This window comes from Paenibacillus favisporus, from assembly GCF_040545415.1.
Lineage (GTDB): Bacteria > Bacillota > Bacilli > Paenibacillales > Paenibacillaceae > Paenibacillus_AQ > Paenibacillus_AQ favisporus.
The window spans coordinates 360,671-385,390 of sequence record NZ_JBEPLV010000007.1 but is presented as its reverse complement, the minus strand read 5'-3'; the positions used below and the strand labels follow the sequence as shown (position 1 = coordinate 385,390).

The following is a 24,720-nucleotide window of genomic DNA, read 5'->3' as shown; positions in this document are numbered from 1 at the left end:
TAATTGTACGTCAAACAAGATCTTGAGGAGTCTGCAGCTTGTCTGCAGGCTCCTTTAAGTTTTTAAGTTGAACTAACGAAAACGATGCTTGCAAGGGAGTAAAATGATTCCGAAGAAGCGAAGCGGTCCTAAGAGCTTTTCCAAAGGAAAGCTAACATCGGAAGCATATGCTTTGGCTTTCGGATTTCTACCTTGCAATGGTTCAATCCAATCAAGAAATCTGAAAACAAAAGTGATCGTAGGGACATTTTACGTACTTGCCCCATCATCCATTTCCATTTTTCAGATTATCCAACCGCTGCCGGTACTCATAATGAATGTACTCGATTGACGTTCTTCTTATTTACCCGGCCCCCCGGATGCAAAGTCCCTTCGCGCAGTGGTATGATATATTTATGAGAGCGGTTTAGCGAGAGAAGAGGGGGAGGAAGTTGAACAAAGATCGACTGGATATGATCGAGTACCAGATCGCCCTGCTGGTCCGGCTGACGACGGCGCTCAGCCCCAGATTCGGGAACCTGGACCGGTCGGAGTATCTTCTGCTCAGCGAGCTGGAGCACGCGGGCCCGCTGGCGATCAATGTGCTGGCAGAGCATCTGCTGCTGAACCTGTCCACGGCCAGCAGGCAAATCGCGGTGCTGGAATCCAAAGATTACGTCAAGAGGTATCCGGACACGAATAATGGCCGAATCAGCCTCATTGAAATTACGCCCGGCGGGCTGGATATTCTCCACAAAGTCCAGAAAGCCAGACATGATGCGTACGCGGACATCCTCAAGGAATGGAACGGTGATGGGCTGCAGCACTTGGAAGACAGCCTGACCCGGCTTAACCGGGATTTGAAACAACGGCATAAGTAGATCAGGAAAAAGCTGTGGATTTATCCAATAGCTTTTTCTCGCTGCCTGCGAAAATCCCGTTGCCAGCTGATCCGCATATGTTGTATAATACAACTTGCTATTTACAAGTTGTTCTGCATACGGACGTAATCATATACAAGACGAAAGGAGGAATCCGGATGAGTCAACTCATTAGCACTTCGATGTCGGAGAAAGAAAGGGTGGCCGTTCCGCAGTATTTGATCATATCGCTGCTGACGATTTTTGCGATCGGGCCCCAATACTTCAGCAATCTGGCTTATACCATCAACCAGGTGATCATTCAGAACGGGCTGGATATGAGCTCGAATGATCTGCAGCTGCCGTCCACGCTGTCGAACCTGGCTTTCGCGCTCGGAGTACCGTTTGGACCGGTGCTTGCCCGCAGATTCGGCCTCAAGGCGCACTATCTGACGATGGTGTTTATTTTTTTGTGCGGCTCGTTGATCAACGCCGTGTCCACCGATGTGGCCGCTTTGACGATCGGGAAGGTGATTCAGGGCCTCAGTGCCGGTACGCTGTTTCTGGCGATTTTGCCGGTGAGCCTCCGTTCATTTCCGAACAAGATCCGCAATACATTTCTGTTTATGGTCATCTCGGGCCTGTTTGGGGCAAGTGCCGTCGGAGCCTATTTCGGAGCCGTCTCCCTCAGCCTGGACGCTTGGCGCTGGCTGTACGTGCTGAACGTCGCCTCCGCCGTCCTTTGTCTGGCCGTCGGCTATTACGGCCTGCCGAGATCGGAGGAGCATCACGGCGAACACGAGCCATTGGATAAAACGGGAGTGTTTTTGTTTGTATTGACCATGATTTCGCTGGTGATTCCACTGTGCAATTTGATGCAAAAGGGGTTTACATCGTATGAAGTGTGGCCGTTTTTGGCCGTCGCCGTCATATTGGCGGTTCTGTTCGTCATCGTCGACCTCAGAGCCAAGACGCCGCTCGTTCCTTTCCGTACGCTGAAGGCGCCCAAGCCGATTTCGGGCACGATCATGGCGATCGCGTCCCATGCGGTGCTCATCTTTGCGATTGCGGGAATCACCGGCTTTTTGAAAAATAACGTCAGCTTGTCGCCAAGTTATTTGGCCCATTTTTTCATGTGGTTCTTCGTCGGTATTCTGATCACGGCTATTTTGAAAACCCTGCTGTACGACCGGCTCGGCGCCGGCGTCCTGGGTTTTATCGGATCGCTGGCCATTATTTATGTCTGCCTCAGCTGGCGGAACCTGGTGCCAACCGTAACGCTGCCTAAGCTTTACTTCCAGGCCGCCTGCCTTGGCGGCGGCGTCAGTATGGCTTTGGTCAGCGGAGCGCTCGGCACGGCCCTCGCGGGGGATATTCATAAAGCCTCCATGCGCTCCACGACGCTGCATACGATGCGGAATATCGTCGGCGCGGTGCTGTCTCCGCTGCTGGGCTGGTATTTGAGCCGTCAGAACACCATGAATTACGAGCAGATCCGCTCTCATCTGGGCGAGTTTGATGCCGAAACGAAGCTGGAGCTGGCACAGATGACCCGGAAGCTGATGGGATCGGGAATGACGGCGGCCCAGGCGCAGAGCACGGCTTCCTATGAGCTGATTGCTAATACAAAGCGGGCGGCCATCCTAGGAGCGTACCATCACTTGTTTACGATGATGCTGGTTCTCGCAGTCATTATATTGCTGGCGTCGATCGGAAAAATCGTGACAGGCAAAGGCATTTCGCTTGTGCAAAAGCCGAAAAAGCCGCTTGCCCTGCCGGGTCCCAAGGAAAGAGTAACGGCGGAATCCCATTCTTAAGATAAATTCAGAAAAAGAACGATATGGAGGAGAACAGGCAAGATGAACATTCGTTTAATCATCGGAAATGTTGTGGGCGTGCTGGTCGTGTTTATACTGATCGCAGCCGGCGCCTATGTTTATTACCAAAATGAAAACTACATCAAAACAAGCGACGCGGTCGTGTCCGCGGACATGATGCCCGTCGTATCCACATACAGCGGCGTACTGACCGACTGGCATGTCAAGACCGGATCGAACGTGACTGACAAGGACGTCGTCGGCACCGTATCCGACGGAACGAAGGCCGTACCGGTCAGCACCCGGATGAACGGTAAAATCATCAAGAGCGATGTGCGGAAGAACGAGCTGGTTCAGGCGGGACAGGTGCTCGCACAGGAAGCTGACTTGGATCATATGTACATCATCGCCAATATTAAGGAGAAGGACCTGAAGGATCTGAAGGTCGGCCAAAGCGTCGATATTAACGTGGACGGAGATTCGGGCAAAACGTTCAGCGGAACGGTCGACGAAATCGGCTATGCAACGACCTCGGTGTTCTCGGTGCTTCCGCAGCAAAGCTCAACCGGCAGCTACACCAAGGTCACCCAGAAGGTGCCTGTCAAAATTTCGATCAACCAGCCTTCGGATAAAGTGCTTCCCGGCATGAACGCCGAAGTGAAAATTTCTTTGTAATCTATATAAGGGGAATCATTTTACTTCCTTGCTTGCATCGTATTTCTTGGTTCAACTTATATATATTTCTATAAAGGGGTACCTCCCCGCCACGATGGATTGGCGGCTGGTGCCCTTTTGGCGTCTTCCGGCTTTCTGGACCACTCCCTGTGCCTTGATTTCGCGGTTATCATCTCCATGCTGGAAAAAGCGGCACCGAGCACAATCTGAATTTGCGGTGGAAGCCGCAAGGCAAAACGAGGTATGATAGAAGGAATGAATTACTCGCGGATTATCTGTTGAGGAAGAGGTATTCCAACTAAGTTAAGGTGTTGATGGTATGAAAAATTGTCTGGTCACCGGATACCGGGCGCATGAGCTGAACATCTTCGGCCAGAAGCATCCGGGCATTCCGTATATTAAGCAGGCGATCACGGCTAAACTGATTCCGCTCCTTGAAGAGGGACTGGAGTGGGTCATCACTCCGGGGCAGTACGGCGTGGACCTGTGGGGCATCGAGGCGGCTATTGCGCTGAAAGAGCAGTATCCAGAGCTCAAATGCTCGATCATATCGGCCTTTGCCAGCCCGGAAGAGAAGTGGAAGGAAGATAAGCAGGAGTATTACCGGCAAATCCTCAGAGAGATCGACTATTACGGTGTCGTCAGCAACCAGCCCTACAGCGGCCCGTGGCAGTTTGCGGCCAGGGATGATCTGCTGTTCCGGAAGACGGATGGCATCGTGCTCGTTTATGACGAGGATGCGGGCGAGGGCACCGGCAAGTTTTATAAGGAGAGAGCCTTGAAGAAGCAGCAGGAAGAGGGCTATGAGTATATCAACATCAGCTCTGAAGATATTCAGTCCATGGTGGGCGAGGCCGCTCATGACATGGATTCCGAAGTGGACAGCTTCTTTGGGGAATGAGACAATATAGTCATCGTGAGTATTCACAAAGACAGAACTGACAAGTTAGGAGAGGAAGCGAGAAGATGATACGATTCGGGGTAATCGGAACCAACTGGATTACGGAGCGGTTTCTGCAGGCTGCCGCGGAGAATGACCAGTTTCAGCTTGCCGCAGTATATTCCCGGACCCTGGAAAAGGGAGAGGCTTTTGCCGCGGAGCACGGATCTCCTCGGGTGTTCACGGATCTCGAGGCAATGCTATCGGACGGGGTTGTAGACGCGGTCTACATCGCCAGCCCGAACTCTTTTCACGCGGACCAGGCGATCCGGTGCATGAACCACGGCAAGCATGTGCTGTGCGAGAAGCCGATGGCTTCAAACAGCTTGGAACTGAAGCGGATGATCGAGGCGGCCCGCAGCAATGACGTGCTGCTCATGGAAGCGATGAAGTCCACGCTGATGCCGAATTTCAGAATCATGAAGGACAACCTGTACAAAATCGGCCAGATCCGGCGGTACTTTGCCAGCTACTGTCAATATTCCTCGCGCTATGACGCCTTTAAGGAGGGGACGGTGCTCAACGCCTTCAAACCCGAGTTTTCCAACGGTTCACTCATGGATTTGGGCATATACTGCATCTATCCGATGGTTTCGCTCTTTGGCCGGCCTGAATACGTGAAGGCGACAGGTATCATGTTGTCATCAGGTGTGGATGGGGAAGGCAGTATGGTGCTGCGCTATCCGGAAATGGACGCGGTTATTATGTATTCGAAAATATCCGACTCCTTCCTGCCCGCTGAGATTCAGGGTGAGAACGGAACGATGGTCATCGACCGGATCAACCAGCCTTATGAAGTGAAAATCCAGTACAGGGACGGCACGGTCGAAGACCTCACGCAGCTGCAGACCCATGAATCGATGTACTACGAGCTGGACGAGTTTATCCGGCTGATCGAACGCGGCAAACGCGACAGCAAGATCAATTCTTTGGAGAGCTCCCTCATCGTGGCGGAAATTATGGAGGATGCGAGACGCCAGATCGGTCTCAAGTATGCGGCAGACGTATGGTGATGTTTGATCCGAGCATTTTCGACAACCTGAAGGTGGCGGTGGAGAACCTGGTCTACGACCTGGACAACCTGGACGGTGCGGTTCGCGTCACCGGCCGTGACGACCGGATGGAAATGTCGGTCATGTCGAGGGAATTTGCCATTCGGTTCGTGCGAAGCGGGAACGAAGCGGTGACCGCGGAGATCGGTCTTGCCGCCTCGCTGGCCGATTTGGCCGCGGAGCTGCTGGAGCAGAAGGAGGCACAGCCAGGGTGCACGATCCGAATCCGCTTTTATATGGAAGTCGGTCCGCAGGGCGAGGAATGTGCTGTCATCCAGAGCCTGCTGGAACAGCGGTGGCCGGAGCAGTCGGTGTCGCAGACGCTCAGCTGGCGCTATGGCGATGAGGCGAAACGCTTGTCGAATACGGCGGAAATCCGGTTTGACCGGAAAATCGACGAGGAACAGATGGAGGATCTGCCGGGGCTGCTGGAGCATGTCGTCCGGACCCTTGACGAACTGACTGCCCTGCTGGACCCAAAAGGAAGATAAAGTGGTCATCATGGGCTATTCTCCCTCATCGCAGCCAACCCATAAAACATCCGGTATACGGACTTAGGCGTTGACCACCGGAGGATTGTTTGTGTGGATACAGCTGAAGGCGATTATAACAGAGAAGCATTTCGGGCAAATGGAGGAGATTTGATGCTCTCCGATTTCGAATTCGAATGTGATCTTTTATAATACATTGTTCGATGAAAATGCCTCCTGTCATCTGGCGCTGGGTCAAGCCTATCCGGTCAATCTTCAGAACGGCAAAGAAATGGATGCGAAGGAACTGCTGGACAAAGGCGCAAATCAGAGCCTGGTTCACGAGGACTTCATGATTGGCGCAGCCGATCATCCATTGACGGAATAACGCGGGATGGACGCAAAGAGGCAATCTTCCGTAACGGAAACTGGGCATTCTGACCATTCCACTTGCTCCTTACGCCTTTAGGCGAACAAGGAAACCGCCTTTTTGAGAAAGAGCGGTTTCTTTGCGTTCTGACTGGTACAATCTTAAGATGACCCTATTCTTGGGTCTTCGTCCATTCAGTCGTTTATTTCACGAAGAAAACCTGGAAAAGGAAAAAAGTTGGTCTATAAATTTCGCCATCATTTTGTCATAATGATCGTCAAAGAGGTTTCAAAATCGTCAATTTTGTTTATATCTCTTTATAAGCATGCTTATGCTTATTTTGGTATGTCAGGAGTCGGACTACAGATCCTTTAAAATATTACATGATGGAGAGAAGATATAAAAACCAGGCTGTACTACCATGGCAGGAGGCGCAAAATGAACAGAGTACAGAATGATGAGGAGTATTCTTATTTACAGCATGTGTACCAAAATGCTCCTTTTGGTGTTGCCGTGATTACTGTCCGGGGAGAATGGGTTCAAGCAAACCCGGCGCTCACCCGCATTCTGGGATATTCCTGGGAGGAACTTCAGACACAGCGTTTTGAGAGATTAATTTACCGCGAGGATCTGGAAACCAATTTGAGCCAGGTGAAGTCGCTTATTCAAAATTATCCCGAGCAGACTTCCGTCGAAATCGAAGGCCGCTACATCCGGAAGGATGAGAGAACCGTGTGGGCGGCCGTGCATATTTCCATTATGCCGGACGCGGAGGGAAATCCCGAATATTACATAGTCGTTTTGAACGATATTTCCCATACTAAGGCTGCCGAGCAGAAGCTGCAGGAAACCGTCGAGCGGTATACCTCCCTAAAAAGATATAACCACGACGCGATCATTTCACTCGATTTAAATGGAAATATTTTGAACGCCAATACCCGAGCCGAGCAGATGACCGGCTGCAAAGTCAGCGAGATGGCGGGCAGGAGCATTGCGCGCTTTATCGGGGAGCGGAACCTGCAGCGGGTGTTGAAGGAAGCGCTGAACAACCCGACCGTAGAGCAGGATATCAAGACGCTACGGCATAAGGACGGCCACATGGTGGAGGTCATCACGACGCTGGCACCCATCATCATCAACAACAAAAATGTGGGCTTCTATATCATTGCCAAGGATTTCACCGAGCAGCGGCAGCTCATTATGGCCAAGGAGCTGGCGGAAAGTACGAATAAAGCGAAAAGCGAGTTTCTGGCGATGATGAGCCATGAGATCCGGACGCCGATGAATGGTGTCATCGGAATGACGGATTTGCTGGAGACGACGACGGACCTCGACGATGAGCAGAAGGAATATATCGAAATTATCCGCAAGAGCGGTGAAACGCTGCTGGCCATCATCAACGATATTCTGGATTTTTCCAAGGTGGAAGCCGGTATGACGGAACTGCAGGAGGATATGTTCGATCTGAAACAGTGCATCCAGGAAACGTTCGATATGGTGTCCGCCAAGGCGAGCGCCAAACAGCTGGAGATGTCCTTTACTGTTGAGGACGACATTCCGGAGTTGCTCTTCGGGGATCCCAAGCGGATCAAGCAGGTTCTGATGAACCTCGTGGGCAACGCGGTGAAGTTTACGCTTCATGGAGGGATTACGGTCAGCGTCCGGAAGGTGTTCGAGGAGGACGAGCTGATTGATCTTGAATTCAAGGTATCTGATACGGGCATCGGCATTCCGGATAACAAGCTGGAAGCGATCTTCGAACCGTTCTCCCAGGTGGACAATTTCATGACCCGCAATTATGAAGGCACCGGTCTGGGGCTGGCCATCAGCAAGAAGCTCGTGAACGTCATGGGAGGCCATATATGGGTAGAGAAAAAGGAAGGGCCCGGAACGACCTTTGTGTTTACGGTCCTTCTCAAGAACCGGCAGGAGCCTGAGCATGCCAAGCGTTGCGAACAAAAGGAAACATCCGACACCGATCCGCTCAACATCCTGATTGCGGAGGACAATGAGATCAACCAGATCGTGCTCCGCAAAATGCTGGAGAAGCAGGGTCATGCGGTGACCGTCGTCACCAACGGCCACGATGTGCTGCGGAAAGCCGAGAATACGAAGTATGACATCATCTTCATGGACGTCCAAATGCCTGGCATGAACGGTCTGGAGACGACCCGCAAGCTTCGGGCGACCCTCCCGAAGGATAGCTGTCCGATGATCGTGGCGGTTACGGCCAACGCGCTGAAGGAGGACCGGGATATCTGCCTCGGGGCAGGGATGGACGAATACATCAGCAAGCCCGTCAAAAGCCAGCCTGTTCTTGCTGTATTGGAGCAGGTCAAGCGAAAGGTTGGCAGCCGGCGGTAACAGCAGGGCGAAGAGTGATCGCCAATCCTAAACGGCTTTTCGCGAAACCCAAAAAGACCGGCCACGGAGGAAGTCTCCATGGCCGGTCTTTTATAGATTTGCGCTTTATTTTAAATCGTAGGGAAGCTCGAAGGTCCACAGGTCCGTGCCGTTTTCCTTAGCATCCGGATTGGTGACGCCAAAGTCATTGTCGTTCACGATGACCAGCTTATGTCCGTTCACCAGCGAGATGCCTTCGATTTTCTCGTTCGGATAGTTGAATTCCACCGCATCGAGCACGGTCCGCTTCAGCGGCGTCATAATGCCGGCTTGGCGAAGCTCAGCCGGGCTCATCTGCTCTAGCGTTTTGCCGCTGGATCCCGCCTCGTCATACTTGCCGAGAATGTTGGTTGCATCGGTCAGGTTGATGGCATAAATCCGTTTGAGCTGGGCGGCATCGCCGGCATTTTTGTCGCGTTCGTCAATCAGCAGGGTGTTCTCATCGATGACGTTAAGATCAGAAATGACGATATCGGATTGCTTCAGGTCCTTGAACTGGCCAGCGTCTTCAGTAAGATAGGCATATTCGGCTACCGGCTTGAGAGTGGCCAGATCGATCTTCAAAATGCGGAGCGCCCGGGAATTATCGACGCTCTTGTCGGGATTCCGCAGCGGGCTCTGCATAGCCATGAACATCCACTTCCCGTCCGGCGTAATTCCGACCGCTTCTGCACCGCGGTTCTGGCGGCGGTCCAAATAAACGGCAGGCAGCGTATCCTTCAGCGGCAGCGCTGCCGTGTTCAGCTCGGAGCTGATCCCTTGGGGCGCCAGGCGCTGCACCAGCGTACCGTCGCGTTTTACCTGTACAAGGTACGGGCCGTACTCGTCGGAGATCCAGAACGTATCATCTTGTGGATTATAGGCAAGCCCTTCGACATCAAGTCCATAAGGATCGTAAGAGATGACTTTCTGGGCGGTCGTCTCATAAGGGACCTCGTCCCGGGATTTTAGGTTCGGCAGTCCTGTAATCTTGCTGCTGCCCGTCACGGGATCTGTGCCGTTGATTTTGAGCGGAATGGTCTCCAGGACGCTGATTTTCCCTTGATCCAGCTGGATTTTATAGATGGTCGGCGTATAGTTCGGCAGCGGGAACGTCCGGCGGGTCTCGCCGTTTACGTCGATTTCCCCGTTCGGGCCGCGGTCAGCCGTCGTATAGAAGACGTTATCCGGGTCGCCGGGGATATGCGCCAGCGAGGAGCCGATGCCAAATTTGATGCCCTCCGCCAGATCCGCATGATCCAATGTGTATTTACCGGTCAGCTTGGGCTTGTCCGTAAAAGAAGCCGTTTGGCGAACTTCGTCCCAGTCGACATACTTGCCGAGCAGGCTGCCGAGGTCGCGGATCGGAAAATACAGGTGATCCTGCTGCTCAACGGCAGGGACGGACGGTGTAAACGACTGTCCATTAACGGAATACTTCACATCGGCCGGTGCTGCCGATGCGCTCTGAAGCAGGGCTGTGCCCCCCACGGACAAGGCCGCGAGGGCGGAAATGAACCATTTTTTTGTCATAGTGATGAACCCCTTCCCGAAGGATATGTATAAACAGCTTGTCTGCTACAGTGTACGCTTGCAGTGTTAACGGATCATTATCGGAACGTCACCGCAGGGTAAAAGGGGTAAACCTCCGTTTTCACGCAGCTTGGAGGAGCCCGGTGGAATCGCCGGGTTAGAAATCGCGGTCCGTTTTTTGCTACAATAGTACACAGGACTTGAATAAGCATTCTTAAAGAGAGTGGGGAATGAGATATGAACGTATCGGAAGCGATCCGCTCCAGACGGAGCATCGGGAAAGTGACGCAGGAGGAAGTGCCTGCCGCTTCCATTGAACAAATCCTGGAGGCGGGCACCTGGGCGCCGAACCACCGGATGACCGAGCCATGGCGCTTCTTCGTCCTTCGGGGGGAAGGACGGGATCTGCTCGGCAACGCATTGGCGGAAGTCGCTGTGGAGCAGGCGGGCGGACCGGGATCCCCGGAAGCCGAAGCGGCGGCGGAATCGGCCCGGCAGAAGCCGATGCGTGCTCCGGTTGTCATCGCGGTGGCGGTCACGCCGAAGGATCACCCCAAGGTGATTGAACTGGAGGAGTACGGAGCGGTGTTCGCGGCGATCCAGAATATGCTGCTGGAAGCGCATGCCCTGGGTCTCGGAGCGATCTGGAGAACCGGCGAGCCGACATACCACGCCAAGATGAACGAACATTTCGGTCTTGGCCCGAACGACAAGGTACTCGGCTTTATTTATCTGGGCGTTCCGGCTGAAGGACAGGCGCCTCAAGGCAAACGCACGCCTTACCAGGACTTGACTGTCTGGGTGGACCGGGCGGATGCATTAAAGAAATAGAAGGTGGCTGAATAACGCGGCTGCTCTTATGCGGAAGAAGAGCCTGCGCGGCAAGCGCGGGCTTTTTTTTCGTGAAACGGGAAGGGAGAGCTGTCAAATGATGTTTATGGAATTTCACCGCTTTACTTGACAACAGGGCGTTGATTGTACAAAGCTAAGGGCAGAGAGGAGGCTTATGATGGATAAGCATTGGAAGGCGATGTGGATTTGGGGAGAGGGAGAGCCGAGCCCCCGGAATGAATGGAGATGCTTTCGCAATACCTTTGCCTATGAGGGGGACCCGGGACGGCCCGTATCGCTCAGCATCACCGCAGACTCGCGCTACGTTCTTTTTGTAAACGGTTACCTTGCCGGCAGAGGAACGACGCGCTCCTGGCCGAAGGAGCAGATGTATGATACATACAGCATCGGGCACCTGCTGCGTCCGGGGGCTGACAATACGATTGCGGTGCTTGTCCTTCATTTTGGACTGGCCAATTTCTATTATCTCGCCGGGCGCGGGGGACTGATCGCCCAGGTGGAGTCCGGTGACGAGGTGATCGCCGCCACAGACCGGACCTGGAGAACGTCCAAGCTGGCGGCCCAGGACAGCACTTCCCCGCGGATGTCTTGTCAGCAGGGATTTGCCGAAGTGTACGACGCCAGGCTGTGGGATGAGGCATGGAACCGGCCGGGATACGACGACGCCTCCTGGAGTGCCGCGTTGGAAATTGGCCCGGCAGGCACGCAGCCATGGACGCGGCTCATTCCAAGGGACATCCCGTTCCTGACGGAGGAGAAGAAGTACCCGTCCAAGGTGATGTCTTTGGCACGCGTCAAGGCACCAAGGTTCACGGCCGCCATCGACCTGCGGAACCAGATGGTGAAGGACAGCATCACGCACGCCAATCCGGTAGGCTTTACCGGCCTATTGGCTGCGGTACTGGTCATGGAAGAGGACGGCGAAGTAGCCATCAGCTTTCCGACCGGAACGCGGGCCGACGATCTGTACGTAGACGGCATCCGCTGCACTCCGGCGCATGTGGATCAGCCGGAAACATACTACACGCTGACCTTGGGCAGCGGGAGTCATCTGCTGCTGATGGACATTACGTCGGGCGACCATGGCTCGGTGTTCCACATCGGAGTGGACAGCGAGGCGGCGTTTACGCTGCGGGCTCCACTTCACGCGGCACGAAATGAGGAGGGCAATCCGTTTACGGCCGTCGGCCCCTTCGATGCGGTTGAGTATATCGATTACAAGGACGGCCGGGAGCTCCGCAGGGACCATCCGGACTATTTACGGCTGAAGACGATCCGGACCGAGCAGGAGCTTCAGGGCTATGAAGGCTGGATGCAGCCCGTGTCGAGACAGCTGTATTCGGCCGTGGATGTATTCGGGGCCAGCGTGTGGCGGACGCTGAGCGAAAAACACCGGGTGCCGCAGGAGCTGCAGTTTGCGGTGCTGCCGACGCAGAACTTCGCACAGCTCGAGCCGTTCCCCGATGGCGACTGCGAGATCGTGATTGATCTGGGCAAGGAGCGTTCCGGTTTTATTGGCCTCGAACTGGACGCGCCGGAAGGAACGGTCATTGATGCGTACGGGGTCGAATACATCAAGGACGATTACCGGCAGCATACGTACGGTCTCGAAAATACGTTCCGTTATATATGCCGGTCCGGCCGTCAGTCCTACCTGTCACCTGTCCGCCGCGGCTTCCGGTACTTGATTCTGACCATCCGCGAACAGCGTGGTCCGGTGAAGCTTCACGAAGTATACATCCGGCAGAGCACGTATCCCGCCGCCGAGATCGGCGCGTTCCGCTGCTCGGATGCCCGGCTGAACGATATTTGGGACATCAGCCGCCACACGACCCGGCTGTGCATGGAAGACACGTTCATCGACTGCCCTTCCTATGAGCAGGTGTTCTGGGTCGGGGACAGCCGCAATGAGGCGCTCGTCAATTATTATGTGTTCGGCGTGACCGACATCGTCAAACGCTGCCTGCGGCTGGTACCGGGATCGGCGGACATGACGCCGCTGTATGTGAACCAGGTGCCGAGCGCCTGGAACAGCGTGATCCCGAACTGGACCTTCTTCTGGGCCATCGCCTGCCGCGAATTTATTTCCCATACGAACGACACGGCGTTTGCGGCGGAAATCTGGCCGGCGGTTCAGCTGACCATGGAGGCCTACCTGGAACATCTGAACGGGGACGGACTGCTGGAGATGAAGGGCTGGAACTTCCTGGACTGGGCCCCGATCGATCAGCCGCGCGAAGGCATCGTAACCCATCAGAACCTGTTCTTGGCCAAGGCGCTGCGCGATGCGGCAGCCATTGCGGCAGCGGCCGGGCAGGAAGGGACCGCCGCCGCATATGAGGAAGCATCCAGTCGGCTGACGGAAGCCATTAACCGGCATCTGTGGTCCGATGAACGACACGCCTATCTGGACTGCATCCATGCGGACGGCCGCCGTTCCGATACCTTCAGCATGCAGACCCAGGTGGTCGCCTACCTGTGCGGGGCCGCTTCCGGCGGCAGAAAAGCGCTGATGGAAGCCTATTTGAAGTTTCCTCCCGCGGATTTCGTGCAGATTGGCAGCCCGTTCATGTCCTTCTTCTATTACGAGGCGCTGGAGGAGGCCGGCCAGTTCGAGCTGCTGCTTGCCGACATTCGGGCTCATTACGGGCAGATGATCGATAACGACGCCACCACCTGCTGGGAGATGTACCCGAACTTCAGCGAAAACCGGGCCAATCCGAACCAGCTCACCCGGAGCCATTGCCATGCCTGGTCCGCGGCCCCGGGATATTTTCTGGGCGAATGCATTCTCGGCGTAAAACGGCTGGAGGACGGATGGAGCAAGGTGGCGGTCGCTCCCCAGCCGTGCGGACTAACCTGGGCCAGCGGCATCGTTCCGCTGCCGGCCGGCGGCGAAATCCGCGTCCGCTGGAACGTTTCGGACAACCGGATGACGTTGCGCGTGGAGTCACCGGCCGATGTGGAAGTCGAGGTGCGTTTTCCGGAAGGAATGCAGGGTGAAGTTGAGCTCGTATAACGGAAAAGGATATCATTCAAGCGTTTATGGTGGAGACGTACCTTATACGGCAGATCTGTCGGTGAGGCAGGTCGTCCGTTCCCGGTACTTGGCTTGTACACGAAGGCTGCGGTTCAGCAGGGCTGTCCGCAGTCCTTTACTTTTTGTAACCTTTTTATACAGACAAGTTCTGTCAGGCATACATAGCAAACTTTGAAATCATGGGCGGACTTTCGTAAGCGCGAAAAGTAACAGTCATTGAATCTACCATGCTATGATATACTGATAATAGGTAGATTATGGATGTTCTGGAGGGAGTTATGGACAAACCTTTCGTTTTCATCGGCTCATCCAGGGAAGCCATTCCGATCGTGAATGCGGTGCATGAGGAACTGGAGCACTACGCGGTCGTGACTCCTTGGCATAGAGGAGTGTTTCACGCCAACCGTTATACGATGGAGGACTTGGAAGCCCAGATTCAGGGGAGCGATTTTGCGGTTTTTGTGTTCCACCCTGATGACGTGACGCTCGTGCGGGGTAAGTTATATTATACAGCCAGAGATAATACGGTGTTTGAGATGGGCTTGTTTTGGAGTAAACTGGGGAGAGAACGGGTATTTTTTCTCGTTCCGTCGCATATTCCTGAGCAGGAGGATGAAGAGGAGGAACGGATTGAAGGCTTTAAGACGCCTTCGGATCTGTTCGGCATGACCACGCTCACCTATCAGATGAACCCGCGCAACTGGAATGCGGCCGTGGGCGTCTCGTGCAGTAAAATCGGCAGCATGATCGAGCATTGGGGCAGCAAACAGAGCGATCCTTATGATCTGCTGCGCGAATCCGAAGAGGAGAGGGACAGGCTGCTGAAGATTATCGGCTTTTTTGAGGAATTGAATCATAAGCCTGCACTCGATACGGATATTTACAACCGGATCTGCCGGGCGCTGCGGCTGTCGTTTATTTCCACGCCGTATACGGTCAGCGGCACAGCACTTTTCAAAGCCGGGGACCGTACAATAAAGCAGGTCGGCAGCGACGGGGTTGGCGAAATCGGCTATGAATATTCTTTGGATGCCAATGTCAACCTGAGACCGGGAGAAGAACCGATCCATGTGGTGGACGTTCACGCCAGCGGAAATGTGACATTTAGTCAACGAAATCGCAAATCGGTTGTGAAGGAATATATCTTGTGTTATCCTTTAGCGAGAAGATACGTGTTCACGGTCCACCTGAGGGGTTCCGTCCAGGTCACGGAGCAGATTTTTGAGGAGATATGTTATCTCAATAAAGCGTTACTGGATTCAATTCATGATTTATTAGGAGGGGAATCGTCATGAGTCAACGACACAGACCCACATTTCGCAAATATGGTCTTAGGAGTACGGCGATCCTGCCTCTGAGCGGGCTGAAGAAAGTGGTAGCCCCGTCCGTTGACGGCCCAGACGAAACGTATACCGTTCTCTTCGAGAAGAAGGCGGAATACGGCAAACCCGTATACAAATAATGACGCTAGACCGCACTCCGTCAGGATGCGGTCTTTTTACATGATTGGGCGGGACTGGGTACTCCGGGCGGCGTCAACCGTCTGATTCCATGTCGCGTACCCCTTGCCTAATTAGAAGTCCGGCTCATGTTTTCGCGTGGAATGTCGAGTTATTCATATTGAAAACGAAGTGCCGGGCACTTGGATGCCGCGCCAGCCGCTGACATCGCACTGGCCATATTCGTTGTGACCCACAGCCACCACCGTGCCGTCCGATTTCAGGCCGACGGTATGCGTACAACCCGCCGCGACGGCTACCATATCGCGCCAGCCGCTGACATCGCACTGGCCATATTCATTATGACCCGCGGCCGTCACCGTACCGTCCGATTTGAGGCCGACGGTATGATAACTGCCCGCCGCAATCGCCACCATTCCGCTCCAGCCGCTAACATCGCATTGGCCATGCTTGTTCAGGCCCACAGCCGCCACTGTACCATCCGATTGAAGTCCGACGGTATGAAGGTAACCCGCGGCTGCCGCGACGATGCCGCTCCAGCTGCTAACATTGCATTGGCCATACCGATGATTACCCACGGCCGTCACCGTGCCGTCCAATTGAAGACCCACGGTATGCCAGTCACCCGCCGCGACCGCAGCTATATCACGCCAGCCGCCGACGTCGCATTGGCCTTCATGGTTTCGGCCCACGGCTACTACGGTGCCATCCGATCGCAGGCCGACGGTACGTCGCCAACCTGCCGCGACCGCTGCAATATCGCGCCAACCGTTTACGTTGCATTGGCCATGCTTATTCCAACCCGCCGCGACCACCGTACCGTCCGACTTCAGACCGACGGTATGGGCATTGCCTGTGTTCGCCGCCATATGAACATTACCGGCCGCAACCGCCACCAGATCACGCCAGCCGCTTACATCACATTGGCCGTATTTATTATCGCCTGCAGTCGTTACTGTGCCGTCAGATTTCAGACCAACGGTATGACGAGGACCCGCCGCTATGGGATTCCTGGGCCATCGTTTTACCTTTAACGCCGCAGCTTTTGATGTAACGCAATCCATGTTTTACCTCCTTGAAAACAAGACTTAGGAAAGATTTATTTTTATAGCAGGACGTACGCCATAACCGCTTATGCTGTTATTCCCGTAGCTGCGAATACTGCAGCCTGTCCCTACAAAATATGCGCGTGAAGGCTTGTTACCTTGGGTTCGCAGCCACCACCAGGAGCAGCCGGCTTCTTCGCCGTCCTTGAGGATATAGTTATCTTTGTTCGATTTGTCATATACATACAAGCTGCATCCATCGGGCTTTTTCGTCTTGGCAAAATCGGTTCCTACCGCACGCCTCACATCCTTGCCGTGAACCTCGGATAAGTTCTCTAACTCGGCAACGCTAAGAAGAAAGACCTTGTCCTCCGTATCCGGGCAGCCTTCTCCGTTGTCCGTACAATGAGCCGTCTTGATGAATTGCTTTTCGGCGCCGCTAAATGCGGTGTTATAGAATTCATCGTTCAGCCACTCGCGCAAATCGCAGTCACGCCAAGTCCTTTCCGTGGATTCACGCCACCCCATATCCGCGCTCTTGCCGTGATACCTCTTGCAGTCCAAAATATACTCGCTCAAAACAAACAGCTCGTTTCCTGAATGATGAAGAACACGCCATTGTATTGCCAGTTCTTGACCGTCTGCAGATTGCGGATACGTGCCGAACGTAATGAATTCGCCGGGCTTTACGTTCCGGTATGTCACAGCTGAATGATCCTTTTCCAAGAAGTTTTCCTCCCCCGCTTTTCATTTCAACTACGATCATATAACATTCATGCAAGATTTCATTTGAAATACCAGGAATCCTTGTGCGGAGGATCGTTGTCCCCTATAATATTGGTGCTGTACTTTATGGTTTGACTTTAAGGTAGATGCCTTAAGATAGATAACGAAAGGACTTGGCAGCCATGACTTTACCGATCATTGATATCGGCGTTAACCTGATGAATTCATCGTTCGACCGGGACCGGGAGGAGGTGTTGGCCCGGGCCGCTGAGGCGGGCGTAGAGCAGCTGATCATAACCGGAACGTCCGTGGAGAGCAGCGAGGAGGCGGCGCACTACGCAAAGTCGTATCCCGGCAGGATGTTCTCGACAGCAGGCGTTCATCCGCATGACGCCAAGGACTGCGGACCGGATACGGCGGAGCGGCTGAGGCGGCTGGCCGGGCTGCCTGAGGTGGTGGCGATCGGCGAATGCGGGCTGGACTACAACCGGGATTTTTCCCCACGCGACGTGCAGCGCCGCTGGTTTGAGGAGCAGCTGCGTCTGGCGGAAGAGCTGGACATGCCGCTGTTTCTGCATGAACGGGATGCAAATGCCGATTTTGCCGCGATGCTGAAAGACCACCCGGCATTGATTCGGCGCGCGGTCGTGCATTGTTTTACGGGCAGCGCAGAAGAGCTATACACCTACCTTGAGATGGGGCTGCACATCGGCATCACCGGCTGGATTTGCGACGAGCGGCGGGGCGGGCATTTGCGTGAGCTTGTCCGGGACATTCCGCTGGACCGCCTGATGATCGAGACCGATGCGCCTTATCTGACACCGCGTGATCTGCGGCCGAAGCCGAAGGGCGGACGGAACGAGCCCGCTTTCCTGGCGCACATTCTCGGGGTCATCGCCGACTGCAGAGGGGAAGAGCCTGCGGCGCTGGCTGCGGCTACGGTAAGGACGACCCGGCGCTTTTTCGGAATTTAAGAGGCGGCATAACGCCGCTCCAACTCTGGACATCCCAGGTCAGTCGCAGCGGGCAGCCGATCAGGCTGCCCTTTTTTAAGAGATAAGAAAGTATAAGTTTCGGAGCTTCTGCTTCCTGATCTCGCAAGAAAAACTTCCTCTAGACGCGGTCTGTCTTCTTTGAAAGTACGTCGATAGACGTTTTTCTTATTACGGCAGATGGCACAACACGCTATAGATGCACTTCCGGCGTTCATGTATAATGTAAAGCGTCACGATGCGACATCTTTTTCTATTTTTAGACTCAAGGTGGATATAACGTTGAAATATTTGATCCAAAAAGGTTTTACGCTCCGGTTTACGATCAGCCTGCTTGTCATTATTGCGATCCTGCTTACGATGCTGACCAGCATCACTTCAGCCGTTCAAGTCAACCGCGCCTCCTTAATTGGCAATTATCTTCAGAATAACGAGCAGTATGCCAAAAAGCTGGCTTCCAATACGAACGAGCTTCTCGTTACGATGCAGCAAAATATCAATGCGATTGCCAAAATATCCGGGCGGAGCCAGGAGATGGACGCCCAGCTCTTTGACGATCTGTTTCAGGAGAATACGCAGTATTTCAACTCTATAGTCGTTGCGGACGCCAACCGCATCGTCAGGGCGCTCAGTCCGCATACGATCGGCATTGAAGTCGGGGATCAGCTGACCTCGGCCCAGAGCAAAATGGCGGTCTCCTTGAAAGCGCCTTTTATTTCGAACCCCTACCGGGCGACGACAGGGAGGTACATTATCCTCATTTCGGCACCAATCGTCGATGCATCCGGCGCTTATCAAGGGTTTGTCGGCGGAACCATTTATCTCGAAGATAAAAACGTGCTCAGCACGATGCTGAAGGAGCACTTTTTCGGCAACGGGTCTTACGTTTACGTGGTGGAAAAGAACGGGGCCATCATTTTTCATCCGGACAAGCAGCGAATCGGCAAATCGGTCATCAGCAATCCGGTCGTGAAGAACGTCCTGATGAAAAAAAGCGGATCGCAGCGGGTGACGAACTCCGAAGGGGGCCAATTCTTTGCGGGTTACGCTTATGAACCGAGCAGCTCCTGGGGGATTATTTCCCAGACGCCGACGTCGGTCATTGTCAAGCCGCTTCATGATTTGATCAAAAGGGTGCTTCTCGCCTCCCTTCCGTTCCTGCTGCTGATCCTCATTTTGGGATGGTGGGTGGCCAGCCGGATCGCCAAACCGCTCAATACGCTGGCGCAATTTTCTGACCAGGCCACGCTCGGCTCGGCACGCCCGCAGAACGTTCCCGATATTAAATCGGCTTATTATGAGGTCAGGCTGCTGTCGCAAAGCGTCAAAATCGCGTTCCAGCACTTGAATCAGGATTTGACCCAGCTTCGGAACGAGGCGGGCGTCGACGAGCTGACCGGGCTGGCCAACCGGAGGACGCTGGATACGGTGCTGCAGCAGTGGACCGAGTACCATATGCCCTTTGCGGTCATTTTAATAGACATTGACCATTTCAAGGGAGTCAACGATACCTATGGGCATGTGCTCGGCGATCAGGTGCTGAAGCACTTGGCCCAGCTGATGCGAAACGTTTCCTTGGAAGGGGATTTGTGTTTCCGCTATGGGGGCGAGGAATTCGGGATTCTGGTGCAGCGCAGCGGGCCGAGGGAAGCCGGCGTGGTGGCCGAACGCTTAAGAAAAGAGATGGAGAGAACCGCGAACCCGATCGGAGTGCCGGTGACGATCTCGGCTGGCGTAGCGGCATATCCCGAGCATGGCCGCTCACCGCGCGATTTGATCCTGAAAGCGGACGAGGCGCTGTATCGCTCCAAGACGGGCGGGCGCAACCGCGTCACGCTGTCGGGGGAAGCAGAGGTTAGGCGGGCACAAACTGGGAGATAGCGAAATAAGTTTCATCTTTTTGGAAATTGGGAATTGTGTCCGCCGCGCTGTTGTGTTAACATGGGGATACTTATAATGATCGGAGGGTTCGAATAAGATATGTACTACATCAAATTCCGTTTTTTCACTTTGTGCCGCTAACTGAATAGTGCTCAAAGGCTCTGCCCCTGTGCGGAGCGAACGGGATTGGTCTGCATATCTTTTGGAACCCGATATATACATGCCGAGTGTGCTCATTATTTGAGTTATGCCGGGTGTATGAGAGGGAGGGCGATCCGCCCTCTTTTTGCTGTCTTCAGGCAGCCGTACAGCGTTCCTCATGCAATAACATAAAACCAGCCTGATTGGAGAATGCTTAGGACACCTTAAGCTTGACGGGCAGCTGTCATCGAGCAAGGGGGTTCTTCTTTTCCAGCGCTGACATATCCGTTCGCTTTAAACCACAGGGTACAGCCTGCGGTTTTTTCGTTCATCGAACAATTCAAGCTAATTCGGAGGTAAAATATATGGAACCCATTCAACAAAAAGCGATACTGGTCGGCGTGAACCTGAACAACCAGCCCGATTTCGAATACTCCATGGAGGAGCTCGGCAATTTGGCCGAGGCCTGCGAGGTGGAGGTCGTCGGGCAGCTGACGCAAAATATGGAGCGCGTCAACAAATCCCATTACATCGGTACCGGGAAAGTCGAGGAGCTGGGCGGCTTATTCCGGGGACTCGAGGCGAATCTGATCATTTTTAACGACGAGCTCTCGCCGTCGCAGCTCCGCAACCTGGAAGCGGATCTGGAGTGCAAGGTGATCGACCGGACGATTCTGATTTTGGACATTTTCGAAAAAAGGGCCAAAACGCGGGAAGCCCAGCTTCAGGTGGAAGTTGCTCAGCTGCAGTATATGCTGCCGCGCCTCGTGGGCCTGCGCGAGTCCCTCGGACGGCAGGGCGGCGGCGTCGGCATGCACAACCGCGGCTCAGGCGAAACCCGGCTGGAGCTGGACCGCCGCCGGATCGAGGAGAAGATCAGCGCCTTGAACAAGGAGCTGGAATCGCTGGTGTTTCAGCGGCAGACGCAGCGGAAGCAGCGGAAGAAAAACGAGCTTCCGGTCGTGTCGCTGGTCGGCTACACCAATGCGGGCAAATCGACGATCATGAATGCCATGCTGGAGGCCTATTCTGCGGCCGGACCGACCGGTGAGAAGGCGGTATTCGAGAAGGATATGCTGTTCGCCACGCTGGAAACGTCTGTGCGGAGCATACAGCTGGAGGATCATAAATCCTTTCTGCTCACCGACACGGTCGGGTTTGTCAGCAAGCTGCCCCATCATCTCGTCAAGGCGTTCCGGTCGACGCTGGAGGAAGTGTCCGAGGCGGATCTGCTCATCCATGTCGTGGATTACTCGAACCCGAAGTATGAGCAGCTGATCCGAATTACGGAGAACACGCTGAAGGACATCGGCGTTACGGACATTCCCACCATCTTTGCTTATAACAAATGCGATCTGGCGGGCGTGGACATTCCAGAGGTCAAGGAGAAAAGCGTCTATCTTGCAGCCAAGCCGAGAATCGGTATGACCGAGCTGGTGGATCTGATCCGCAGCTCCGTGTTCAAGGATTACGTCACCTGCGAAATGCTGATCCCGTATGACCGCGGCCAGGTGGTTTCGTATTTGAATGAGCATGCCAGCATCCACGCAACCGAGTATGAAAATGAAGGTACACGGCTCTCGCTGGAATGCCGGCTTCAGGACTTTGAGAAATATCGCGAATACGTTATAGAATAATGCTGAATTAAACGTGTATCGACGTACGTTCGCCAGAGACAGAAAGCGTTGGTTCAGCTCCGCTGAAAATTTATGAATTCTATCATCTACAAAAAACCTGCCGATTCACGACCATCTGGTGTCGTGACCGGCAGGTTTTTTGCTGCCTATCCATCGGATGGCTGACCGCCATGGCTGAACGCTTCAACCGTTTGTAAGATTTTTAACCGTGAACCATATTTCTGCATATTGGAACAGGCTAACGCCATATGATTTCTGCGTATGATGAAGCCGAGGTTTTTTGCTTGATCCAACCGATAACTTGAATCATAGGAGGTTAGTCCATTGGAAATCCCAATCACAGGTTTGCTGTTTCATTCTGAAGGTTCCGGTTCCGAGCATCATCACAGCCTGCTTATTACTTCGTGGGATGGAAGGCCGGTCAGAGTCCATGTTCATCCGATTTCAGGTGATACCTCGTTTGACGTGGGACACTATCATCACTACGCCGGAACAACGGAACCCGCCCCCAGCGGCGTTCCCCATGTCCACCGTTATCATGTGGAAACATCTTTTAATGATCAGCATGTTCATTATATTCAAGGGACGACGGGACCGGCCATTCCTTTGCCGGGAGGCGGGCATTATCACGATTTTGCGGGTTATACCACCGTTAACGGCAGAATCCCGCACTCGCATCGGTACGGAGGCAGAACAGGGAACGAGGAGGAGGATTAAGCCGATCCGTTATATTTTCACGATCTTCCACAGGCTCCCGGTTCCAGGAGTCGGGTTATGCTTACCCATCAGGCCAAAATCGACAAGGTACAGCTCATTTCCTTCGGCATTAAATTTGACATCAATGGGCCGGATCGGCCCTTGTTTCGTGGATTCGCCAAGCCGATTGTTCAGAAAGTTGGAAATTTGCCCGGTATCCAGGTTGACTTTAACCACTTTGAATCCAGGAAGTTCCTCGGTTTTTTCAAAACCGGATTCCCCAAACTGGGCGACATACAGCTCCCCTGGACTGCCGAAATCAGCGTTTGCACAAATATCAAATTTCATGGAAGCGCTATGCGGCTGCAGACGGGCCAGCGGTTGCGCGGCAAGCGGAGGATGGTTGCGGATAAGAAAGGCAGGCTTTGCTTGTTCCGCGGCATGAAAGTGGGGGAGGGTTACGGGCAAACCGCTAAACAGCTCCGGAAATCCGTACCATCCTCCTGGGGTGACTTCCCAAATCTTATCCCAATCCAGTCTAATTTGCCGGCTCCCCCGCGGATCCGCGCCATGGTCCGTTACGATCAGTTTCCCGTTCATTGGGGAAAATCTTAAACCGAACGTATTCCGGAAGCCGTCTGCGACGATCTGTAGGTGGCTTCCGTCAGGATTACAGCGGTAAATGACACCGTTAGCCAACAATCGGCCTTGTACGATGTCACCCTCTTTGCTCGGAACGCCAAAGGCATGGTATGCCCCCGTTACTGCTGCCCCTGGTTGATCGGATAGCGGATCCCGGGTAATAAAATTGGTGCCGATCAATTCCAAGTCTCTGGCCGGCACATCGTGAAATTGCGGGTGGTGCTTCAGGATCAGCATGTTGTCCAGCCCTACAACAGCCGAATTCGTGGCGGTACCAACAGAAAAGTACAGTTTGCCGTCAGGGCCGAACAGAATGTCTCCGGTAAAATGGTCCCCGCATGTGCGCAGCCCGCTGACAATCGTTTGCCTAGTACCGTCAGGCGATACTCGAATAATTTCCCCGCATCCGTCTGCCGGCTTTTCCCCTAAATTTCCTGCAGCCACATACAAATCCCCATTGTGCCAGGCGATGCCTGTCACAGGACCTCCGAATCCTGAAGCGATTTCGTTAAAGGAACCATCCGTTTCCAGGCGTAGCACGCGGCCAATTCCGGGTTCAGTCCCGTACGCAAATCCGGCTTCGGCAACATAGATTGCTCCTTGCGGGTCAAATGTCATAACGGTCGGGAACGTGAGTCCTGTGGCGATCCGCGTTAACCGGTACCCCTTTTCCAATATGTAATCAGGCTTTTGCGTTTCGTGTTGGGGTTTGAAAAGCTGACCAAAAGTCGCTTTTAATTCCGTAAGCGTATTGACCTGCGCTAGCTGAGACTTCATCAAGTCTTCAATGCCCAATGGATACGAGGAAACCGGCAAAAAGTAATCGTGATAGCTGATGTACTCCTGTAATAATTCATACTCCCGCTGATGGAGTTCTTTAATACAGTCCAGAAGCGGATTATACCTTATATTCACCGTTGCAGACGGACTGGATATCCCAAGTGAAGCAGCGAGCTTCCTCAATGCATCCAATTGCTGTTCCTGCTTGTTCAGCAAATCGTTTAGCGGTGCCTTCAGTTTGGGAAATGGATTATTCTCTTGAAGATGCCGGTACAGAAAATAATTGACCCATTCCCAGTGATACTGCTTTTGAACCATTCCCTGCGGCACATATTCGTTCATTTGATACACTCCTCCTCGATCCTCCAAAAGGAAAGTGGTGTCCAGGATGTCGCTAGATTTCCAGACTAAGGCTTGTAATGTATATTCCGTTCCTGATTTCAATAGAAGGGTCATGATTGAATGAAAAAACGGGTCATTTCCCGGAAAATATTTGTCGGACGGCGGCCTATTTTGCAGCAGGCCTCGTCAAGGGCAAATACTAAAAAACAGCGGTGGACTAGGACTGGAAGTGCAGTCTTAGATTGCCGCTGTTTCTGTTTTCAGCAGGGGTGAACCATTGAACCGCAAAAAAACCCCCGTTAAACCGAGTTTGTTTTTGCTGAATGTACGCCATTTCTTATTCTTCAAGCACCTGTATTTTCGGCAAAGTATTCTTATTAACAAATTACCTTGACAGCCATAGTAGT

19 protein-coding genes and 1 pseudogene are annotated in these 24,720 nt (G+C 53.6%); 16 read left to right on the top strand and 4 right to left on the bottom strand.

Annotated features, from left to right (window positions below):
• Positions 1–431: 431 nt before the first annotated feature.
• The 8 genes and pseudogenes from ABID47_RS28055 (at position 432) to ABID47_RS28020 (ending at position 8,527) form a co-directional block, all read left to right on the top strand.
• The gene (locus tag ABID47_RS28055; protein ID WP_240913402.1) at positions 432–860 is read left to right on the top strand and encodes a MarR family winged helix-turn-helix transcriptional regulator; all 429 of its coding nucleotides are present in this window, start codon (positions 432–434) and stop codon (positions 858–860) included.
• 158 nt (positions 861–1,018) lie between these two features.
• Complete coding sequence (locus ABID47_RS28050) at positions 1,019–2,656, top strand: MFS transporter (protein ID WP_354501760.1); 1,638 nt, start codon at positions 1,019–1,021, stop codon at positions 2,654–2,656.
• A 42-nt stretch (positions 2,657–2,698) separates the two neighbouring features.
• Positions 2,699–3,331, top strand: coding sequence for an HlyD family secretion protein (locus tag ABID47_RS28045; protein WP_354501757.1), 633 nt, complete (start codon positions 2,699–2,701; stop codon positions 3,329–3,331).
• A 319-nt stretch (positions 3,332–3,650) separates the two neighbouring features.
• Positions 3,651–4,232 carry an SLOG family protein gene (locus ABID47_RS28040; protein ID WP_076173566.1) on the top strand — a complete coding sequence of 194 codons (582 nt, stop codon included), beginning with the start codon at positions 3,651–3,653 and terminating at the stop codon, positions 4,230–4,232.
• 65 nt (positions 4,233–4,297) lie between these two features.
• On the top strand, positions 4,298–5,284 hold the full coding sequence (locus tag ABID47_RS28035; protein WP_105444979.1) for a Gfo/Idh/MocA family protein: 987 nt from the start codon (positions 4,298–4,300) through the stop codon (positions 5,282–5,284).
• The gene (locus ABID47_RS28030; RefSeq protein WP_354501754.1) at positions 5,284–5,814 is read left to right on the top strand and encodes a hypothetical protein; all 531 of its coding nucleotides are present in this window, start codon (positions 5,284–5,286) and stop codon (positions 5,812–5,814) included. Before ABID47_RS28035 ends, ABID47_RS28030 begins: the two co-directional genes overlap by 1 nt.
• A gap of 157 nt (positions 5,815–5,971) precedes the next feature.
• Positions 5,972–6,234: pseudogene (locus ABID47_RS28025) on the top strand (aminopeptidase); the annotation flags it as partial.
• Between the two features lie 367 nt (positions 6,235–6,601).
• Entirely contained in the window at positions 6,602–8,527 is a 1,926-nt protein-coding gene (locus tag ABID47_RS28020; protein ID WP_116234004.1) for a PAS domain S-box protein, read from the top strand.
• A gap of 105 nt (positions 8,528–8,632) precedes the next feature.
• On the opposite strand, the gene ABID47_RS28015 is transcribed toward ABID47_RS28020, so the two are convergent.
• Positions 8,633–10,078: an esterase-like activity of phytase family protein gene (locus ABID47_RS28015; RefSeq protein WP_354501751.1), complete on the bottom strand. Its 1,446-nt coding sequence runs from the start codon at positions 10,076–10,078 to the stop codon at positions 8,633–8,635.
• Between the two features lie 237 nt (positions 10,079–10,315).
• Here ABID47_RS28015 and ABID47_RS28010 point away from each other — a divergent pair, with 237 nt between their 5' ends.
• The 4 genes from ABID47_RS28010 to ABID47_RS27995 all read left to right on the top strand — a co-directional run bounded on the left by ABID47_RS28010 (position 10,316) and on the right by ABID47_RS27995 (position 15,432).
• A complete protein-coding gene (locus tag ABID47_RS28010) occupies positions 10,316–10,909 on the top strand; it encodes a nitroreductase family protein (protein WP_105444983.1) in 594 nt (197 codons plus the stop codon).
• A gap of 178 nt (positions 10,910–11,087) precedes the next feature.
• Positions 11,088–13,949: a family 78 glycoside hydrolase catalytic domain gene (locus ABID47_RS28005; protein WP_354501748.1), complete on the top strand. Its 2,862-nt coding sequence runs from the start codon at positions 11,088–11,090 to the stop codon at positions 13,947–13,949.
• Between the two features lie 299 nt (positions 13,950–14,248).
• The gene (locus ABID47_RS28000) at positions 14,249–15,265 is read left to right on the top strand and encodes a nucleotide-binding protein (RefSeq protein ID WP_354501746.1); all 1,017 of its coding nucleotides are present in this window, start codon (positions 14,249–14,251) and stop codon (positions 15,263–15,265) included.
• A complete protein-coding gene (locus tag ABID47_RS27995) occupies positions 15,262–15,432 on the top strand; it encodes a hypothetical protein (RefSeq protein WP_163881768.1) in 171 nt (56 codons plus the stop codon). The genes ABID47_RS28000 and ABID47_RS27995 overlap by 4 nt, the downstream gene beginning before the upstream one ends.
• A 153-nt stretch (positions 15,433–15,585) precedes the next feature.
• On the opposite strand, the gene ABID47_RS27990 is transcribed toward ABID47_RS27995, so the two are convergent.
• Positions 15,586–16,494 (bottom strand): RCC1 domain-containing protein, encoded by a 909-nt coding sequence (locus ABID47_RS27990; protein ID WP_354501743.1) that lies wholly within the window; start codon positions 16,492–16,494, stop codon positions 15,586–15,588.
• Positions 16,495–16,518: 24 nt separating this feature from the next.
• Positions 16,519–17,202 (bottom strand): DUF6273 domain-containing protein, encoded by a 684-nt coding sequence (locus ABID47_RS27985; protein ID WP_354501740.1) that lies wholly within the window; start codon positions 17,200–17,202, stop codon positions 16,519–16,521.
• Positions 17,203–17,384: 182 nt separating this feature from the next.
• Between ABID47_RS27985 and ABID47_RS27980 the strand changes: the two genes are divergently transcribed.
• From ABID47_RS27980 to ABID47_RS27965, 4 genes are all read left to right on the top strand, one after another.
• Positions 17,385–18,176 carry a TatD family hydrolase gene (locus ABID47_RS27980; protein WP_354501737.1) on the top strand — a complete coding sequence of 264 codons (792 nt, stop codon included), beginning with the start codon at positions 17,385–17,387 and terminating at the stop codon, positions 18,174–18,176.
• 300 nt (positions 18,177–18,476) lie between these two features.
• Complete coding sequence (locus tag ABID47_RS27975; RefSeq protein ID WP_354501734.1) at positions 18,477–20,075, top strand: sensor domain-containing diguanylate cyclase; 1,599 nt, start codon at positions 18,477–18,479, stop codon at positions 20,073–20,075.
• Positions 20,076–20,581: 506 nt separating this feature from the next.
• A complete protein-coding gene (gene hflX, locus ABID47_RS27970) occupies positions 20,582–21,853 on the top strand; it encodes a GTPase HflX (RefSeq protein WP_105444990.1) in 1,272 nt (423 codons plus the stop codon).
• A 324-nt stretch (positions 21,854–22,177) separates the two neighbouring features.
• Positions 22,178–22,570, top strand: a complete 393-nt coding sequence (locus tag ABID47_RS27965; protein ID WP_105444991.1) for a YmaF family protein — start codon at positions 22,178–22,180, stop codon at positions 22,568–22,570.
• A gap of 9 nt (positions 22,571–22,579) precedes the next feature.
• Here the strand turns inward: ABID47_RS27965 and ABID47_RS27960 are convergent, their stop codons facing one another.
• Positions 22,580–24,313: a PQQ-dependent sugar dehydrogenase gene (locus ABID47_RS27960; protein ID WP_354501729.1), complete on the bottom strand. Its 1,734-nt coding sequence runs from the start codon at positions 24,311–24,313 to the stop codon at positions 22,580–22,582.
• Positions 24,314–24,720 lie beyond the last annotated feature (407 nt).